Raw genomic sequence first — 16,438 nt, 5'->3', positions numbered from 1 at the left:
AATTTAAAGTCTAGCCAGAAGCTCTATTAAGCCGAATCATAAGCTTTCTTATCTTCCTAGCAGCAGTGTTTTTGTGCATGATCCCAACAGAAACCCCTTTCGCCAACTCGCTCTGGGCCGAGCGAACCAGAGAGAACGCACTATCTCCAGCGGAGACCAGATCGGCACACCTCTTTACAGAAGTCCTTATCCTTCCCATACGAGACTTGTTCACCATACGCCTACGAGCATCACGCCGCAGCCGCTTTTTCGGAGACACATTTTGGGGCATTCTCAAGAAACCTGTTACAAACCAGCTGCTATTTTTATACATCGACTGAGTTAAAAAATCAAGCAAGCCATTAATGGAAAAACCAGTGAGTTTTCCTCTATTCTTATTGATGGCGATCCAAACAAACCGCGATTCTTAACGACTTTTTATATATTGTAAAAAAAATAAATTCTTTCTCAATCACATATAGAGGCCAGACTTTCAGCAACCGCAAAACGACTAATAAGTCCGATCAAAAAGGATGGAGAGCGGGCCACTCGAGCAGTAGACAAAAAAAGCTCCAGTCATGCAACCTCATTGACAGAGCTCTTTTTAGCAAAATAATTCGATACGGCCTCACGTATAGCCTGCTCAATCAATACAGAACAATGGAATTTCACAGGAGCAAGCTCTAACTCTCTTGCTACTTCACTATTTTGAATCTTTAATGCTTCGTCGATAGTTTTCTTGCAGAGCCACTCAGCAGCGAAAGATCCTGCAGCTATAGCAGAACTACATCCGAAAACCTTGAACCTAACATCCTCTATTACTCCAGATTCATCAACTTTTATCTGAATTTTTACCACATCTCCACAAGCAGGAGAACCAACTATACCAGTTCCAACAGAAACGTCGTCTTCATCAAATTCGCCCACATTTCTTGGGTTCATGCAATGCTCAACGATTTTTTCACTATATTTCATCTTAACGGCCATATAACATTAGTTTTCACGGAACGATTATAACACATGAAGCAATACTAGCCTACTATCATCATATCCTTCTACTAGTATTTATAGATCTATGGCCACCGTATCCTACGGTATAGCTACCTGCCAGGCGGCGCCATGCCTGATAAAAAAATGTTAGAACCATTCAAAAAACGTATACTATTATTTTCACTTGTATCTGTGTAGAAGAATTTGTATGATATCGGTCAAGACCTTATGCGAAGCTAGAAAGAGCGGTTGGGAAGCCTTATCCTCTTCTTCTGTGCCAGAGATATCGAAGACTGTTGGCTGTGTCGTTGAAGTGTGCGGCTTATCAGGTGTCGTCTGTGCGGAAGTAAGTGTACTGCTCACTTGCGATGATAATATGAGGAGTTATAACAGGCTGTATAGAGGTATTGATGCTCCCACAGATGTCCTGTCGTTTGGTGTATATAGTATGGAGGAGGTTTGCAGGGCCGCCAGTTGCAAAGACAGTTTTTCTTGCAGACCGTTGCAAATCGGAGATATCGTATTGAGTTTCGAAACCATAGAGAAACAATCTTCCGAGATTGGAGTTAACATGAACAATATGGTTAGCAGGCTTATAATACATAGTTCTCTTCATTTATTAGGGTATGACCACGATAATGCAGAAAATCACCGCATTATGCATGAGTTAGAAAAAAAATGCATGCGCAAAATAGGCCTGGACATGTTTTACTAGCTACGATATGATGTGCAGATTTTGTAATTTTCAGACAGCACAAAAAGGCGCTGTTTTCTGGGGTGTTACGAATATTTACGGAGTGGGGGGAGAGATAAGTTGAAAAGTTTTGCTTTAAGCAGCGATACTATGAAATCTATGGTGAAATCATTTAAGGGTTTTTTTGGAAGATTTATTTGCTCTTCTAATAAAAACGAATGCGAAAATCTTGAAAGAAAAATTTTGCATACTCCCGTGAAAGAGATAATGGTTCCAAGAAGTGACATTGTTGGGATACAAGCATCAGCTTCGTTCTCGGAAGTAACTAGCATGTTTTTAAAAACTGGACACTACTCGCTCCCTGTATACAAGGATTCTCTAGACCATATAAGCGGCGTAGTAACGATGCACTCGCAAATGTCTATCATTGAGTCACAAATAGACGAAAAAAATTGGTTAAAGCATTTATACCCTCCTTCTTTTGCGCCTGCGTCTATGCAAATTAAAGATGCTCTTTTTAGGCTTAAGACACGAAGAATCACTCTTGTGTTCATAATAGACGAGTACGGAGGAGTTGAAGGAATCGTCAGCAGAGGAACGATACTGCGCGCAATTAGCTCTATTTCACACCAAGATGACGGCGACACGTCTGAGATGATAATTTCCAGAACTCCAGATCTAATAGTCAACGGAAGAATGAGCTTAGATTCGTTTGAAGACGAAATCGGAAGCCTATTCATACCGAAGGACGATAAATCCAAAGTAACCACCGTAGGAGGTTGGATTTGCTCGTTCGTAGGTCGAGTGCCACTGAAAAGTGAGATCATAAATCACCCGGCATCCGGGTTTAGGTTTGAAATAAGGCAAGCTGATTCTAGAAGAGTCTACAGCATTGCTGTAGAAAAAATGTAAAAAGGCCGCTCGCCAATAGCAAAACAGGATTTTAAAAGCTGTATTTTGACAATTACCTTCCGTTATGATGAAATCGCTGTGTTATAAGCCGGATAGGTTAATTTGAGCTCTGCTTTTGCCAAAACAGGAAGAGGCGCTGCTTCTTGGGCCTTGCTTAAGAAGGTCGCGAAAGACCACATCTTCCCGTATAAGAAGATGTTGTTTTTTGGAGTAGCCTGTATGATTGTCTCCGCTGCTACCACAGCAGCGCTGGCAAGATACCTTAAACCTATATTTGATGACATTTTTTCTAGCCATAAATCCGACATGTTGTTGCTGATTTCCTCTGGGCTGTTTCTCACATTTTTAGCAAGAGGACTCGCAGCCTATGGAGAGTCTGTGTGCCTAGATTATGTTGGTCAAAAAATGGTTATATCCATACAAAAGATGCTGTTCGACCACATAGTTTGCCTTCCAATCTCAATATTCCACAAAACCCCGGCAGGAAAAACCGTATCCGTGTTGATGAACGACACATTTTTGCTAAAAAATTCCGTAACACAGTCTGTCATAGGCATATGCAAGGACAGCCTGACAGTTGCTGGGCTTGTATGCCTTATGCTATACGAAGACGCGCTATTGTCATTCATAGCCTTTTTTGGGCTTCCTCTTATAGCCATACCGATACTTAAATGCGGGAAAAAAATGCGATCGGTTTCAAGCCAGGCCCAAGAAGCCACAGCAGATATGTGTACATTTTTTCAACAAGCGCTTGGTGGAATCTGCATCGTAAAAGCCTATGGAGCGGAACGATATGAGTCAAATCTCTTCATAGACAAAGCGCAAGCTTTGTTCAAAAAGACCTTCTCAGCAACAAAGGTAAAATCCATAATCCATCCAGTAATGGAAGTTATAGGAGGGGTAGCAATAGTTGGAGTGATAATGTATGGCGGGAGCTCCGTAATGTCTGGACATAAAACTACGGGCGATTTCGTAAGCTTTATCACTGCACTTTTGCTTATGTATAGACCGCTAAAAAACATCGTACAGCTTAATAACCAAATCCAAGAAGGAATGGGTGCGGCTGACAGAATCTTTGACATAATGAATGAAAAACAAGAACAAAACACCATGTCTACGTGCAATACCTCTTTTTCATCAAATAATTCCTGCGATCAAGACTATAATGCAAAAGAGTTTTCACTAAACAACTGTATTTCGCTTTCTGACGTATCATTTAAATACCCGAGCTCACACAAAAATCTATTCTCTGGCTTGTCGTGTGAATTTCAGAATGGAAAAAAATTCGCTCTCGTTGGACCAAGCGGCTCTGGGAAAACCACTCTTTTCTATTTACTCCTTCGTTTTTATTCAGAATCTTCTGGAGCTATATATATAGACAAAACAAACATAAACGATATATCTCTTGGATCTTTGCGCAGAAATATTTCTTTAGTAAGCCAGAATACAACTCTATTCGATGATACTATATTTAATAACATTGCATATGGAATGAAGGACGCTTCTATTGACGAAGTTATGCACGCGGCCGAGCTTGCAAGCGCCAGCGGATTCATAGAAAAATTAGACCAAAAATATGAAACATTTGTTGGAGAAAACGGAGTAAAGCTCTCTGGCGGAGAAAGACAGAGGATATCAATAGCGCGCGCTTTTCTCCGTAATTCTCCTATACTGCTTTTAGACGAGGCCACTTCATCTCTAGACAGAATTTCTGAACAAGAAGTGCAAAAATCATTTTTCGACCTCATGGAGAGTAGAACCGCAATAGTAATAGCTCACAGGATTTCAACAATAGAACACATGGACCGCATTTTCGTTATGCAACACGGTTCTATAACAGCGAGCGGCACACACTCTGATCTTTTAGCAAATGATCCTTTGTATAAGAGCCTTTCTATTGGAAGATGCATAAAATAGCAGTATTCATTTAAAAAAAAACTTGTCATTGAGGTTTTTTAAAGGCTATAGCGAGTCTTTTAGCCACCTTTTTTATGTGATAGACTCCTCGCAACAGCTTGTAAATCGTTTCGTTTTTTGTTTAGGAGTTTATTATGAATGATGTTGGCTCTAGAAAACGTCTTATTTCCGTCGTAACGTCTGCGTTTAACGAAGACACGTGCATCGATGCGCTCGCCGACGCTTTGAAGAAAGTGTTTCATAAAGAGCCAGCATACGATTTTGAGGTTGTAATAGTTGACAACGGATCATCAGACATGACTTACGATAAAGCTGCAGAGATACACAAAAATGACCCAAGATTCAAGGTGCTACGGCTCACAAGAAATTTCTATATCGACGGCGGGATCAGCGCAGGGTATGCGCATTGCAGCGGAGACGCAGCTATATATATAGCGGCAGACCTTCAAGAACCCGTAGAACTGATACACGACTTCCTTCGGAAATGGGAAGAGGGATACGTTAATGTATACGGAGTTATCCGAGAGAGGAAAGATTTTAGCAAGTTGCGTTATTTTAATTCCAAGCTGTTTTATGAGGTTTTATACCGTTTCACCGGAGGGTCATTTATAAAAAATGTAGCAGATTTCAGGCTTATGGACAGAGAGCTGTATAAAACTCTCAATAAAATGGAAGAACGAAACAGAATCCTTCGCGGGTTGGTAAGTTGGATGGGCGGAAAGTCTATAGGAATTCCGTATGATCGAAAAGACAGAGTCGCAGGAAAAACAAAGGCGGACACGCGCTCTGTTGTGATCTTCGCGCTCAAAGCGTTATTTAACTTCTCATACGTTCCTCTTGTCTTCACAACAGTCATAGGGTGCGCGCTTTCTGGGCTATCATTCTTCATGCTGTTTGTTTGGTCTATAAAATTTATGTTTTGGGGAGTGCCGTTTAAAGGATATGGCACCATTATGGGAGTGATGCTTCTGCTTTTTGGTTTTGTGTTTATAATGCTCGGTATAATGGGGAAATATATATCTATGATATTTGATGAGGTCAAAGCCAGGCCAAACTTCATAGTACAAGACAAGCTCGGGTTTTAGAATAATGACAGTTGGCAATTATAGCATACACTCCGATGTAATAAGGGAAGACTTAGAGCTCTCGGTTGGCTCCTCCAGCATTGATTGGGAATTGATAGATGGAGCTACTATAGTCATAGCTGGGGCCACAGGCATGATCGCCAGTTTTCTAATAGACACCCTTCTATATGCAAAATATACAGGCAGGATAAACGATGTAAACATCGTTGCAATATGCAGAGACGAGCTGAAGGCAAGAGCCAGGTTTGGTCCTAATTTTAACTTAAAAGAGATGCAGTTTATATTTCGCGATATAACAGATAGCTTAATTGATCTTAACGCTTCTGACTATATTATACATGCAGCGTCTCACGTTGGCCCAATGTACTATAAGACAAATCCGATAGGAATCCTTGACGCGAACATAATTGGCACTAAAAACATGCTAGAGTTAGCAAAAAAATCAGAAGCTAAAAGCTTTCTTTACATAAGCTCGTGCGAAGTATACGGCATCATACCTCCTGACGTAGATTCTGTTCGAGAAAGCGATTTTTGTCATTCACCTCTGATGTCGGAGCGCTCGTGCTATGGAGATGGCAAGCGAGCGGGAGAAGCGATGTGCTATTCTTATTTCGTTCAACATGGAATACCTGTACGCTCCGCACGTTTCTCGCAAACGTATGGACCGTTTATGGATCTGAACAGCGGAATCGCATCAGCGGATTTCATTTCTAGCGTATTGCGACGAGAAAATATTACTGTACGCAGCAGAGGCTTCTTCCGTACATTTTGTTATGTATCTGATGCTGTAACCGGGATTCTAGCCATACTTCTCAGAGGAAAAAGCGGCGAAGCATATAACATCGGAAACGCACACCAGGTCTATGATATTCTGGAGATTGCCAGAATAATTGCGGCCCTATTCCCAGAAAAAGGGGTGCAGGTTATAAGTGAGGGAACCCCAGAACAAGTTGCCAGCAGGGTAGTACCAGACACGAGCAAACTAGAGTCTCTTGGATGGCTCCCAAAAATAGCTGTCGACTCAGGATTCAGGCGATCAATAGAGTTCTTTGAGAAATTTGCTAAGGATAGTCAATGCCCGGCCTAGACAAATCCCGCTAGCCTAATCAAAACCCATTCTACTAAGACTCCCCCAACATCGCCGGCCCGCATCACAAACCTCAGAGCCGCCCAACCTTTCTCTAATGTTTGCTCAGGCTTCACGGGTCTTTAAATGACTCTCTGCGACATCCGCAGACTCAGACGCATCGAGCTCGTCGATCAACCTATCGACCAATTGCTGAACCGTCGGAACAAAACCATTAGCATAAAACGGATCACGAGAAAATCTATATCCATTATGCCCGGAAAACATCAACTCGTTTTCCACATCCCCACCATGAGCAACCGACTGAAGAGTCTTTTGTATGCAAAAAGACCTTGGGTCAGACGAGTTAGAAAAACGACACTCACCTGATTGATCCCACCCGCTGAACAAACATCTACTAAGACACCCAACACATTCAACCTGATGGGACAGAATCTGAGCCGCCTTCCCCTCAGAAACAAAAATCAACGTAGCACTTGGAGTTTGCAGCGGAGCAGAAAATCCAGCCTCTAGCCACTCGCGCACGATATCATCATATCTCGACTTTACGTACACGGTCCTTCCGCTCCTCCAGACACGCACGGCAAAATCGTCATCTCGCTCCTTTTCATAGCTGCACGGAACCTGCCTTTCCGACCTCTCTTCTAGCTCCCTCAGAAAACGGTTCCTAACGGCAGATGAATAAAAACCGGTAGGGCTAAACTTGTTCAAAGAAACATCACCCTTTTCTATGTTCATAAGAGCATTTTTCCATTTATCAGGTATAGGACTTTCCACAGTCAACATCGCTCGCGTACCAAACTGAAAAGCAACGCTCCCAACCTCATCGTTACGTATCAAGTCCCTCCACTCGGCCAACGACCAAACTCCTCCAGCTATTACTATTGGAACATGCTCAAGGCCGAACTCGTTCATCACAGCCCTAAGACGCGCAATACGAGAATACGGCGCTTCCGGGATAAGAGGGTCCTCCGCATTGCTCAATCCATTGTGCCCGCCAGCAAGCCAGGGATCCTCATAAACCACAGACCCCAGCCATTCGCTGAATTTGTGATATGTTCTTTTCCACAGAGCGCTAAATGCTCTTGCTGAAGAAACTATGGGTGAGTAAAAAGTTCCAAATTTTGAAGCTATCTCTGCAAGCCTGTACGGCATGCCCGCTCCACAAACAACGTTGTCTATAAGTTTTGACGCTTTTTGCAAAATTCCTTCCAACACAAGCTCCACGCCGCCCATTTCCCACATAACGTTCATACTTATAGCACCGCGGCCAGAAGAAACCTCATGCGCTATCTCCGCCTGCCGTATTCCGCCTATGATAGACTGAGCTAGCAACTCTTGCTGCCTATCAGCACGTAGTTTTTTATAAAACACCATTGGAGCATAAGCCCCCATACTGTCATACGAATCGGCGTTAACACCAGAAAACGTACCAACACAGCCAGCAGCGGCCCACGCACCGCAGCTCCTGCCATCAGAAACAGCTATCCCCTTTCCTCCTTCTACGATTGGAATTACGTCCTTTTCGAACATACGAATTTTTGGCAAACCCACTGTAGACACAACCCCAACTGAAGACAAAGAACCACCACAACCAAAAAATATAACTATCGAATGATACCATCTAAAGAAGTATAAAGGAACCTGGTTTATACCGGTCGCCATATTAAACACGGTGATTTTTCAGAATCTATCTTATATCATATGTAACCTATTGAAAAAGACTACATAAAAATGTATCCTCAAGTGGCAGAAAGCAAAAAGTTTTTTTACCATTTTTTAGCGACGGGTCGTATATGGTAGGAAAGACGGAAAATGGAAGAGGTTAACCATGAAAATTCAAATATTGGGTGTTGCTGCGCTTAGCTTGTTGTTGACGGCGTGTTCTTGTTGCGATACTCCTCCGGTTACTGAGGCGGTTGTTGAGCCAGCAGGTCCAGGGGTAGATACTTCTAGCGTGGAGTATTTTGTTAAAAGCGTAGGAGACAGGGTATTTTTTGATTTCGATAAGTACAACGTAGGAACTTGCGGAAAAGACACCTTAGCTCGCCAGGCTAAGTGGCTCTGCGAACACCCTGAAAAGAGTGTAGTAATAGCTGGCCACTGCGACTCTAGGGGAACTAGAGAGTATAACTATGGCCTTGGAGAAAGAAGAGCTGAAGCTGTAAAGAAAGAGTTGGTGGCTCTTGGCGTTCCTGCTTCTAGACTTAGCACATGCTCTCATGGAAAAGACAAGCCTATAGTGTGCGGAGACACCGAATCTGCTCATCAGCAAAATCGTGTAGCGATTACCGTTCTAGGCGGTGGTGATTCGGGTAATGCCGCGATGTCTCCATCTGCAGCCGTCCCACCGGCCTCTGGCGGGGTTGACGTAGTGCCGGGCGGCACCTCTCCAACTGGGCTATAACCCTGGTTTTTGTTTGGTAGAGTTTTTTCTATCTGAACCCCGTGGAGCTCTTAGCTGTGCTTCCATGGGGTTTTTTAGTTCTGTCGCGTTGGGCGTTGAAGCAAAAGTTTGGCGGATATTCTAGTTGTGCTCTTGGTTAAAGCTAGGTTTTGTTGAGTTTCACGAAGATTAGGTGATTTTTACATAGAAGTTTGAGATATTGAGCCGAATCATCATTATGATAGAAACAAGCATAGATTTTTCGTGCGCAATCGTGCCTAGGACTTGTGGACCTACTTCTTTGCAGGAGCGGACGGGGGCATAGCGTGCGAATCCTATACTGTAAATTTCTCTGAAACATTTGCCCCGCGGCCAAACCATTGATACGAATACATCTGGGCTATCAATAGAACACTTTCTCGGCGCGGCGGGCCCGGCGCGGGGGGGCCCACATGGCGGGGTCTTTCTTAAAGCCTCTTAAATCCTGCCCCGCGGCCAAACCATTGATACGAATACATCTGGGCTATCAATAGAACACTTTCTCGGCGCCGGCGGGCCCGGGCCGCGGGGGGGGGCCCCCACATGGCGGGGTCTTTCTTAAAGCCTCTTAAATCCATACACCACCTCTGGGGGTGGGCCTCCGCGGGGGAGCTATAGCGCTAAATTTCTGCCCTCAGGCGGACCCAGTACATCAAATTCGCGGACAGTTTTTAAAAACTGGCCGCTCTCGATTCCTATATACGAGAACAAAACCCTGCATACCAAATACTCCCGTTCACCTCCGCCCAACCAACGAAAAGAAAACTCTGTGCCATGCGCAGAATATGACGAAGACCGACGCTCCACCACCCGAGCACAAACACCAGTCATCGGCTCCCCACAAAGAGCCACATAAACTAACTCAACTCAGCGCAAACACGACAGAACAACCAAAAAACAAAAACTCAGCAAAATATTATCCCAACTTAGCGAAAAGGAAACGAAAAACACGCACTCCGCCAACAAGCGAAAGAAGAAGAGAGCCCAATGCCCGGCTAAACCTTGATCTCAACCTCAATCTCAGACGAAAGATCGAGCCCCATAAGAGCGTCGAGTGTCTGATGGTTACAGTCTGTAATATCAATTAATCTACTGTAAGTCCTGATCTCAAACTGATCACGGGCCTTCTTATGCTCATGAGGAGACCTCAAAACAGTCACCTTTTTTATCTTTTTAGGAAGAGGTATTGGGCCTCGAACCCCAGCACCAGTGCGCTCCGCCGTATCCATAATCTCCCTGACGGACTTATCAAGAACCTTATGGTCATACCCTCTTAAACGCATCCTAATATTCTGAGACCCTACACTCATACCGCTTCCCCTACGATCCAACACACCCTAACAAAAAACCCACCGCCGCAAGCCAACGCAAACACATAGCAAGACAGCAGTGATATAACTATACTACGCTATTATCTTTGAGACAACCCCGGCACCAACAGTATGACCACCTTCACGAATAGCGAACCGAACTCCCTCATCCATAGCAATAGGAGCTATAAGCTCAACGGTCATCTTAATATTATCCCCAGGAACAACCATCTCTACATTTTCCGGTAATGCAACGCTACCAGTAACGTCCGTAGTCCTAAAATAAAATTGCGGACGATAATTGCTAAAAAACGGCGTATGTCTTCCGCCCTCTTCCTTAGTCAAAACATAAACCTCACACTCAAATTTCGTATGTGGCTTAATCGACTTAGGAGCAGAAATAACCTGTCCGCGCTCTATCCCAGTCCTATCAATTCCACGCAGCAACAATCCGACGTTATCGCCAGCCTCGGCGACATCCATCGTCTTCCTGAACATCTCAACCCCAGTAACAATAGTCTTTTTGGTTTCGCTAGAAAGCCCTACGATTTCAACTTCGTCTCCAACCTTGACCCTACCCTTTTCGATCCTTCCGGTGGCAACAGTGCCTCTTCCAGAAATAGAAAACACATCCTCCACAGACATCAACAAAGGTTTATCAACTTCTCTTTCAGGGGTCGGTATAGAAGAATCAACAGCCTTCATGAGCTCTATTATAGAACTCCTACCGATAGCATCGTTCTTCCCCTCAAGAGCCGCAAGAGCAGAACCGCGAATAACAGGAATATCGTCACCTGGGAAATTATATGCAGATAGAAGCTCTCTAACTTCCATCTCAACCAAATCCAACAGCTCCGGATCATCAACCTGGTCCACTTTATTCATATAAACCACCAGAGCTGGAACACCAACTTGGCGCGCAAGCAATATATGCTCCCTGGTCTGAGGCATCGGACCATCAGCAGCAGAAACGACAAGTATACCTCCATCCATCTGCGCCGCACCAGTGATCATGTTCTTAACATAGTCCGCGTGACCAGGGCAGTCCACGTGCGCATAGTGACGAGCCTCCGTCTCATATTCAACGTGACACGTGGCTATAGTAATACCTCTAGCCCTCTCCTCAGGAGCTCCGTCAATCTGATCATACGCCTTAAACTCCGCCCCACCAGTCTCTGATAAAACCTTGGTAATAGCAGCAGTAAGAGTAGTCTTCCCGTGATCGACGTGGCCTATGGTGCCAACGTTAACGTGAGGTTTGGTCTTTGTATATTGCCCTTTAGCCATGAAAACTCCTATAGTCTTTGCGTTTCAATTCAATATGAAACTTAATAACATGATTGACTAAAAACTGCAACTAGTTATGTCCCGCAAAAACCATCAGACTAAGATTATGCTTGTTCGATTAGTAAATATAAACTATAGCCAATCATACCAACCATTTTTAGCGATTTTTTGCTGTTTTTTATATAAACTACTCGTAAAATAAAATAATTATCTCACATCTTATGACTCGCTGCATACGCTACCTATCTTGCTCATCCTTTTGCTTTTCAGTTATTATGGCCTGCTGCACCGACAGAGCAGAAGCTGAAAAAACTATCCGATCACCAGCGGTTGCTGGGAGCTTTTACAATGAAAACAAAAAAATATTACTAAAACAAATAAGCGAGTTTCTATCAGAACCTTGCACTTTATACAAGGATTCTATGTATGAGCCTCTCGTTCTTTTTGCGCCGCATGCTGGATATGAATATTCTGGTAAAACTGCTGGTTGCGCGTATCAGGCTTTACGCTCTACCCAATTCGACACAGTAATTCTTATTGGACCAAAACATAGCTCTCGCATCGAAGGCGCGATTCTGTTTGGAGGAGGCAACTGGAGCTCACCTTTAGGCACAACAGAAACAGACGAAGATGTAACAAAAATCATTGCTGATGAAAGCCCAGAAATTGTATACGACCAGGCAATTCACGATGAAGAGCATTCTCTTGAAACACAGCTACCATTTATACAAGCGCTTCAACCAAATGCGCAAATAGTTCCCATACTAATAAACGATGTAAAGTTTGCTCCAATTCTTGCAAGCGCAATCAAATCTGCAATATCTAAGAGCGGCAAGAAGATTTTAATAATCGCATCATCAGATATGAGCCACCATTTGCATGACGATATAACCAGAATGCGAGACAAAATCACCATTAAAGCGATAAAATCTATTAATATCCGAGGTCTGCAAAGCTTAATAGATAGCGGCCAAAGTGAATTGTGCGGAGCTGCAGCTGTGATGACAGCTCTTAATGTACTAAAAAGTATGCCAGATTCAAGGGTAACAGTTCTTAGATACAACACAAGCGCAGAATCATCCGGAGATTATGAAAAATCCGTTGGATATATGGGCGCAGTTGGAGAAATCGCTCGCGTCGAAGGCCCTACAAAAGGCACTTCAGAAAAAAAAAACCAGCTTAGCGAAGAGCAAAAAAATATTTTGAAAATCATAGCGCTGAAGAGCCTGCATAATATAAACAAATCTGGAGATAACACAGAAGACATAGACGTAAAAGACAGACGCCTGAATCAACACAAGGCTGTATTCGTCACACTTAAAGACAAAAATGGAAATCTAAGAGGGTGCATAGGGAGAATACTCCCAGAAGAACCTCTTTGGAAAGCTGTATACCATATGGCTCGCCAAGCTGCTCTCGAAGACAGCAGGTTCCAACCTGTTCGAGAAAGGGAGATTCCAAGCCTTTCTATCGAAATATCCGTGCTAACAACGCCAGTTAAAGTTCGAAGTCACAATGAAATAAAGTTTCCTGGTCACGGAGTCATAGTGAAAAAATACGGCAAGAGCGGAGTATATCTTCCGCAAGTTTCAGAACAATTTGCAACAAAAGAAGAATTTTTAGACAGCCTCTGCTCATCGAAAGCTGATCTAGATGAAAAATGCTGGAAAGACGAGAATACGGAAATCCTTGTATTTGAAACAGAAAGCTTTTGATGTTTTTTCGAGCGGATTCGGTCAAGGATAAGTAATGGATATACTAAACCCACGCCTGTATAATGTTTGTGTCAGAAAAGCTCCTTGAAAAGACATAAAGCATGGTTATAAGCGTAAAAAATTTGAGCTTCGGGTATGGAAGCGGAAATCTGTATAGAGAGGTTTTAAAAGATGTAAGCCTGGAGATCGCACCAGGAGAGATAATAATACTCAACGGCCCGTCAGGCTCTGGAAAAACCACTCTCCTTACAATTCTCGGCGGGCTAAGAATTCATAAAAATGGGTTTGTAAGTATCTTAGGAAATGATTTATCAAAAATACAACAAAGCGAACGCCATCTCTTGCGCCAAAAAATAGGCTATATATTCCAAAATCATAATTTGATAAAGGCGCTGACTGCCTCCCAAAATGTCCGTCTGTCGCTTGAGCTAAGCGAAGAGGCAGATGAAGATTATAGAGAGAGTTCCGCAAACGCGGTTCTCAAATCTGTAGGAATAGGAGAATATGTTAACTTTTTTCCAAGCAGCTTATCTGGCGGACAAAGACAGCGTGTTTCGATAGCGCGCGCTCTTGTCGCAAAACCAAAGCTGATACTAGCAGACGAGCCAACCGCATCGCTCGACAAAAAATCTGGGCAAGAATGCGTTCATATACTAAAAGACTTGGCGCAAGAGCAAAAAACAGCGATTTTACTCGTTACTCATGACAATAGAATACTTGATGTTGCGGACAGAATAATTTCCCTTGAAGATGGAGTAATAGTAGATTGCAAGCAATACAGCTAAAAGCGACTCTCTACCACTTAAATATGGGGCATAAATCATTCTTCCTAAAAAGCAGCCCTCTCGTTACTTTTTTATGATTTTTTCATCAACTCAGTGCTTACAAAATAAAAACTGTTGATTAAAAATTTTTTCTATGTAGAATTGACCGTAAGCCGCCCCCTTCGTCTAGCGGCCCAGGACATCGCCCTCTCACGGCGGAAACAGGGGTTCGATTCCCCTAGGGGGTATTATTTTTTCGCATCTCGTGTCATGGAAAATTCTGATCTTCGTTTCGACTTCGTGAAGATGAACTGCTGCGGGAACGATTTCGTCATCATAGATTGCTTAGACCAAAGTCTTTTTACGGAAAATGCGGTTGCAGAGCCAGGCAGAAGCTCTCTCCTATATAAATCGTCTACTTTAAAAAGTCGTACGCACAATACTTCGGACAGCATATCTCTCCATACAGAAGAAGTAAGAAAGATTTGCAACAGGAAGACCGGAATCGGGTGCGACCAATTAATAATATTACTTCCAAACCCATCAGACATCAGACAGAGGCATATGCACGTATGGAACAACGATGGGTCTAAAGCGCGATTTTGTGGAAATGGAGCCAGATGCGCTGCGGCGTATATATCAAAAAAAATTAAGTCTATAGGAAAGAGCTCGAGTACAGACACGCCTCCCTCTTTCCAGAAAAATTCTTTAAAAAAAGAGCAAACTATAAAAGAAGAAGCAAACATAGTAAGTATAGTTTCAGGAACCATACAAGTTGAATGTAAAATTCTTGATCCCTGGATTGTAGACGTACGCCAACCGTTTCCTATGGTAAGGCACGCAATAACCAAGGAAGGGATCATAAAACCATGCGAATCGATCGAGCTAGAAAATGGAGCATTGGCAATTCCAGTGTTTGCGCTAAACCAGCACGCGGTTGTTATGAACAAAAGACCTGAAAACCGCCCCATCTCAGAGCAGCGTCTTGAAGAAATAGCTCAATCATTACAATGTCACCAAATGTTCCCTGAAGGAACTAACGTCTCCATAACATCTTTCGACAGTAAAAATTGCTTAGCAATGACAGAGGTGTGGGAAAGAGGAGTTGGCGCAACATCTGCCTGCGGTTCAGCTGCATGCGCTGTTGGAGCGTCTATATTCGACATATACAAGATTAGCTCACAGGTGAATATAGTAATGCCAGGAGGTCAAATACAAGTAAACCGCTCCACACATAACGGAGCAATATTTATACACCACTCTTCGCGCGCAGAGTTTGTTTTTCAAGGAGAATTTGTTCTTAATTATTATAAATATGACTCCAAATAAACAAATTTTTCTCGATCAATTATGCAAGCAAGAGTCTTTAACAATAAATAACCCTTGCATCATAGCCTTCTATCTGTATTGATCGAGAGCTGCCGTAGATTTGAGGCTTTAATCGGAGTCTCCGCCTTCATTTTCCTCAACAACGTCTTGTTTGCCGGTTGCAGCTCCGTCAAGATTTTTTTGCACCTGCTCGGGCAAAGTTTTTTGAAGCTGTTTTGTAACTTCCGCAGCTATTTGGTTAGTGATTTGCGCCATATCCTCTTCACTGACTGCATCTTGCTGGCCGGTACCTTGTTTGCTTTGCTTTGATTGAGAGCCAGATCGATTATTCTGGAGGCTCTGCAAATTTTGCGATCTGTCGGAACCTTGCTCCCCCTTATCCTCTTTCTGTCCACTTGAATCAACAGCTTTCGAAGTTTTTTTATTACCGCGAGATGCTGAATTACCATTAGCCTGAGCAAGAGCTTTCTGACTATCCGAGCGTTTTTTACCTTTGATCCCAGAATTTGAAGCGGCTTTCGAGGCAGAGCTGGCAACAAGTGTTCCTGCAGCAGCCGGGTCTCCAGCAGAAGCCGCCGCTGTGGCCGCAGCTACCTGTACAATATAGTTCAGCTCATCAACACCAAGTTTCGCAAGACCATTACCAGAAAAATGCATACTGTTAATTGGATCTCCTGGCATAAGCCCGCCATGATCTCTAAAACAAGACTGAAGCCCATCTCCAAGAATGTGTCCACATCCTTCAGTACATGGCTGACACTGACCGCCCGTCATTTCTTGATTAACAAGGACTGTTTTCCCATCTGCGCAGATAACATAGCCGTCTGGGCAGGAAAACCATCTTTTAGAAATTTTCTTCAGTATCCCTTGAGCGCTTCCAGCAGAAATTGCAACTATGCCTAGCGCCATAAAAATTCTAGCAATTTTTACGATCATATTTTTAT

At 43.3% G+C, this 16,438-nt stretch carries 16 protein-coding genes and 1 tRNA gene; 10 read left to right on the top strand and 7 right to left on the bottom strand.

The features are described 5' to 3' along the window. Window positions 1–10: 10 nt before the first annotated feature. Window positions 11–271: a 30S ribosomal protein S20 gene (gene rpsT, locus HYD_RS03795; RefSeq protein ID WP_236865070.1), complete on the bottom strand. Its 261-nt coding sequence runs from the start codon at window positions 269–271 to the stop codon at window positions 11–13. Window positions 272–555: 284 nt separating this feature from the next. Then, window positions 556–954 (bottom strand): iron-sulfur cluster assembly scaffold protein, encoded by a 399-nt coding sequence (locus tag HYD_RS03790; protein ID WP_236865068.1) that lies wholly within the window; start codon window positions 952–954, stop codon window positions 556–558. Window positions 955–1,177: 223 nt separating this feature from the next. Here HYD_RS03790 and ybeY point away from each other — a divergent pair, with 223 nt between their 5' ends. The 5 genes from ybeY (at window position 1,178) to HYD_RS03765 (ending at window position 6,664) form a co-directional block, all read left to right on the top strand. Further along, window positions 1,178–1,684, top strand: coding sequence for an rRNA maturation RNase YbeY (ybeY, locus tag HYD_RS03785; protein ID WP_236865066.1), 507 nt, complete (start codon window positions 1,178–1,180; stop codon window positions 1,682–1,684). 99 nt (window positions 1,685–1,783) lie between these two features. Next, entirely contained in the window at window positions 1,784–2,575 is a 792-nt protein-coding gene (locus HYD_RS03780) for a CBS domain-containing protein (RefSeq protein WP_236865064.1), read from the top strand. A 102-nt stretch (window positions 2,576–2,677) separates the two neighbouring features. Next, on the top strand, window positions 2,678–4,492 hold the full coding sequence (locus HYD_RS03775; RefSeq protein WP_236865061.1) for an ABC transporter ATP-binding protein: 1,815 nt from the start codon (window positions 2,678–2,680) through the stop codon (window positions 4,490–4,492). Window positions 4,493–4,626: 134 nt separating this feature from the next. Next, complete coding sequence (locus HYD_RS03770) at window positions 4,627–5,577, top strand: glycosyltransferase family 2 protein (RefSeq protein ID WP_236865060.1); 951 nt, start codon at window positions 4,627–4,629, stop codon at window positions 5,575–5,577. A gap of 4 nt (window positions 5,578–5,581) precedes the next feature. Next, complete coding sequence (locus tag HYD_RS03765; protein ID WP_236865059.1) at window positions 5,582–6,664, top strand: NAD-dependent epimerase/dehydratase family protein; 1,083 nt, start codon at window positions 5,582–5,584, stop codon at window positions 6,662–6,664. 105 nt (window positions 6,665–6,769) lie between these two features. Here HYD_RS03765 and HYD_RS03760 read toward each other — a convergent pair whose 3' ends face one another. Further along, window positions 6,770–8,329 carry an NAD(P)H-dependent flavin oxidoreductase gene (locus tag HYD_RS03760; protein WP_236865058.1) on the bottom strand — a complete coding sequence of 520 codons (1,560 nt, stop codon included), beginning with the start codon at window positions 8,327–8,329 and terminating at the stop codon, window positions 6,770–6,772. Between the two features lie 166 nt (window positions 8,330–8,495). Here HYD_RS03760 and HYD_RS03755 point away from each other — a divergent pair, with 166 nt between their 5' ends. Continuing rightward, window positions 8,496–9,071, top strand: a complete 576-nt coding sequence (locus HYD_RS03755) for an OmpA family protein (RefSeq protein WP_236865057.1) — start codon at window positions 8,496–8,498, stop codon at window positions 9,069–9,071. Window positions 9,072–9,701: 630 nt separating this feature from the next. Here HYD_RS03755 and HYD_RS03750 read toward each other — a convergent pair. The 3 genes from HYD_RS03750 to tuf form a co-directional block, all read right to left on the bottom strand. After that, window positions 9,702–9,920 (bottom strand): hypothetical protein, encoded by a 219-nt coding sequence (locus HYD_RS03750; protein WP_236865051.1) that lies wholly within the window; start codon window positions 9,918–9,920, stop codon window positions 9,702–9,704. Between the two features lie 164 nt (window positions 9,921–10,084). Continuing rightward, a complete protein-coding gene (gene rpsJ / locus HYD_RS03745; RefSeq protein WP_236865049.1) occupies window positions 10,085–10,399 on the bottom strand; it encodes a 30S ribosomal protein S10 in 315 nt (104 codons plus the stop codon). A 93-nt stretch (window positions 10,400–10,492) separates the two neighbouring features. After that, window positions 10,493–11,686: an elongation factor Tu gene (tuf, locus tag HYD_RS03740; RefSeq protein ID WP_236865047.1), complete on the bottom strand. Its 1,194-nt coding sequence runs from the start codon at window positions 11,684–11,686 to the stop codon at window positions 10,493–10,495. A gap of 275 nt (window positions 11,687–11,961) precedes the next feature. Here tuf and amrB point away from each other — a divergent pair, with 275 nt between their 5' ends. The 4 genes from amrB (at window position 11,962) to dapF (ending at window position 15,494) form a co-directional block, all read left to right on the top strand. After that, on the top strand, window positions 11,962–13,401 hold the full coding sequence (gene amrB, locus HYD_RS03735) for an AmmeMemoRadiSam system protein B (RefSeq protein ID WP_236865045.1): 1,440 nt from the start codon (window positions 11,962–11,964) through the stop codon (window positions 13,399–13,401). Between the two features lie 101 nt (window positions 13,402–13,502). Beyond that, a complete protein-coding gene (locus HYD_RS03730) occupies window positions 13,503–14,186 on the top strand; it encodes an ATP-binding cassette domain-containing protein (RefSeq protein ID WP_236865043.1) in 684 nt (227 codons plus the stop codon). A 154-nt stretch (window positions 14,187–14,340) separates the two neighbouring features. Continuing rightward, window positions 14,341–14,413, top strand: a tRNA-Glu gene (locus HYD_RS03725). 22 nt (window positions 14,414–14,435) lie between these two features. Beyond that, window positions 14,436–15,494 (top strand): diaminopimelate epimerase, encoded by a 1,059-nt coding sequence (dapF, locus tag HYD_RS03720; protein ID WP_236865041.1) that lies wholly within the window; start codon window positions 14,436–14,438, stop codon window positions 15,492–15,494. 108 nt (window positions 15,495–15,602) lie between these two features. Here dapF and HYD_RS03715 read toward each other — a convergent pair whose 3' ends face one another. Beyond that, window positions 15,603–16,403, bottom strand: coding sequence for a hypothetical protein (locus HYD_RS03715; protein WP_236865039.1), 801 nt, complete (start codon window positions 16,401–16,403; stop codon window positions 15,603–15,605). Between the last annotated feature and the right edge of the window lie 35 nt (window positions 16,404–16,438).

It is taken from the genome of Candidatus Hydrogenosomobacter endosymbioticus (genome assembly GCF_021654655.1).
GTDB lineage: Bacteria > Pseudomonadota > Alphaproteobacteria > Holosporales > GW7 > Hydrogenosomobacter > Hydrogenosomobacter endosymbioticus.
The sequence above is the reverse complement of the archived record's forward strand: the minus strand, read 5'-3'. Positions and strand labels throughout refer to the sequence as shown.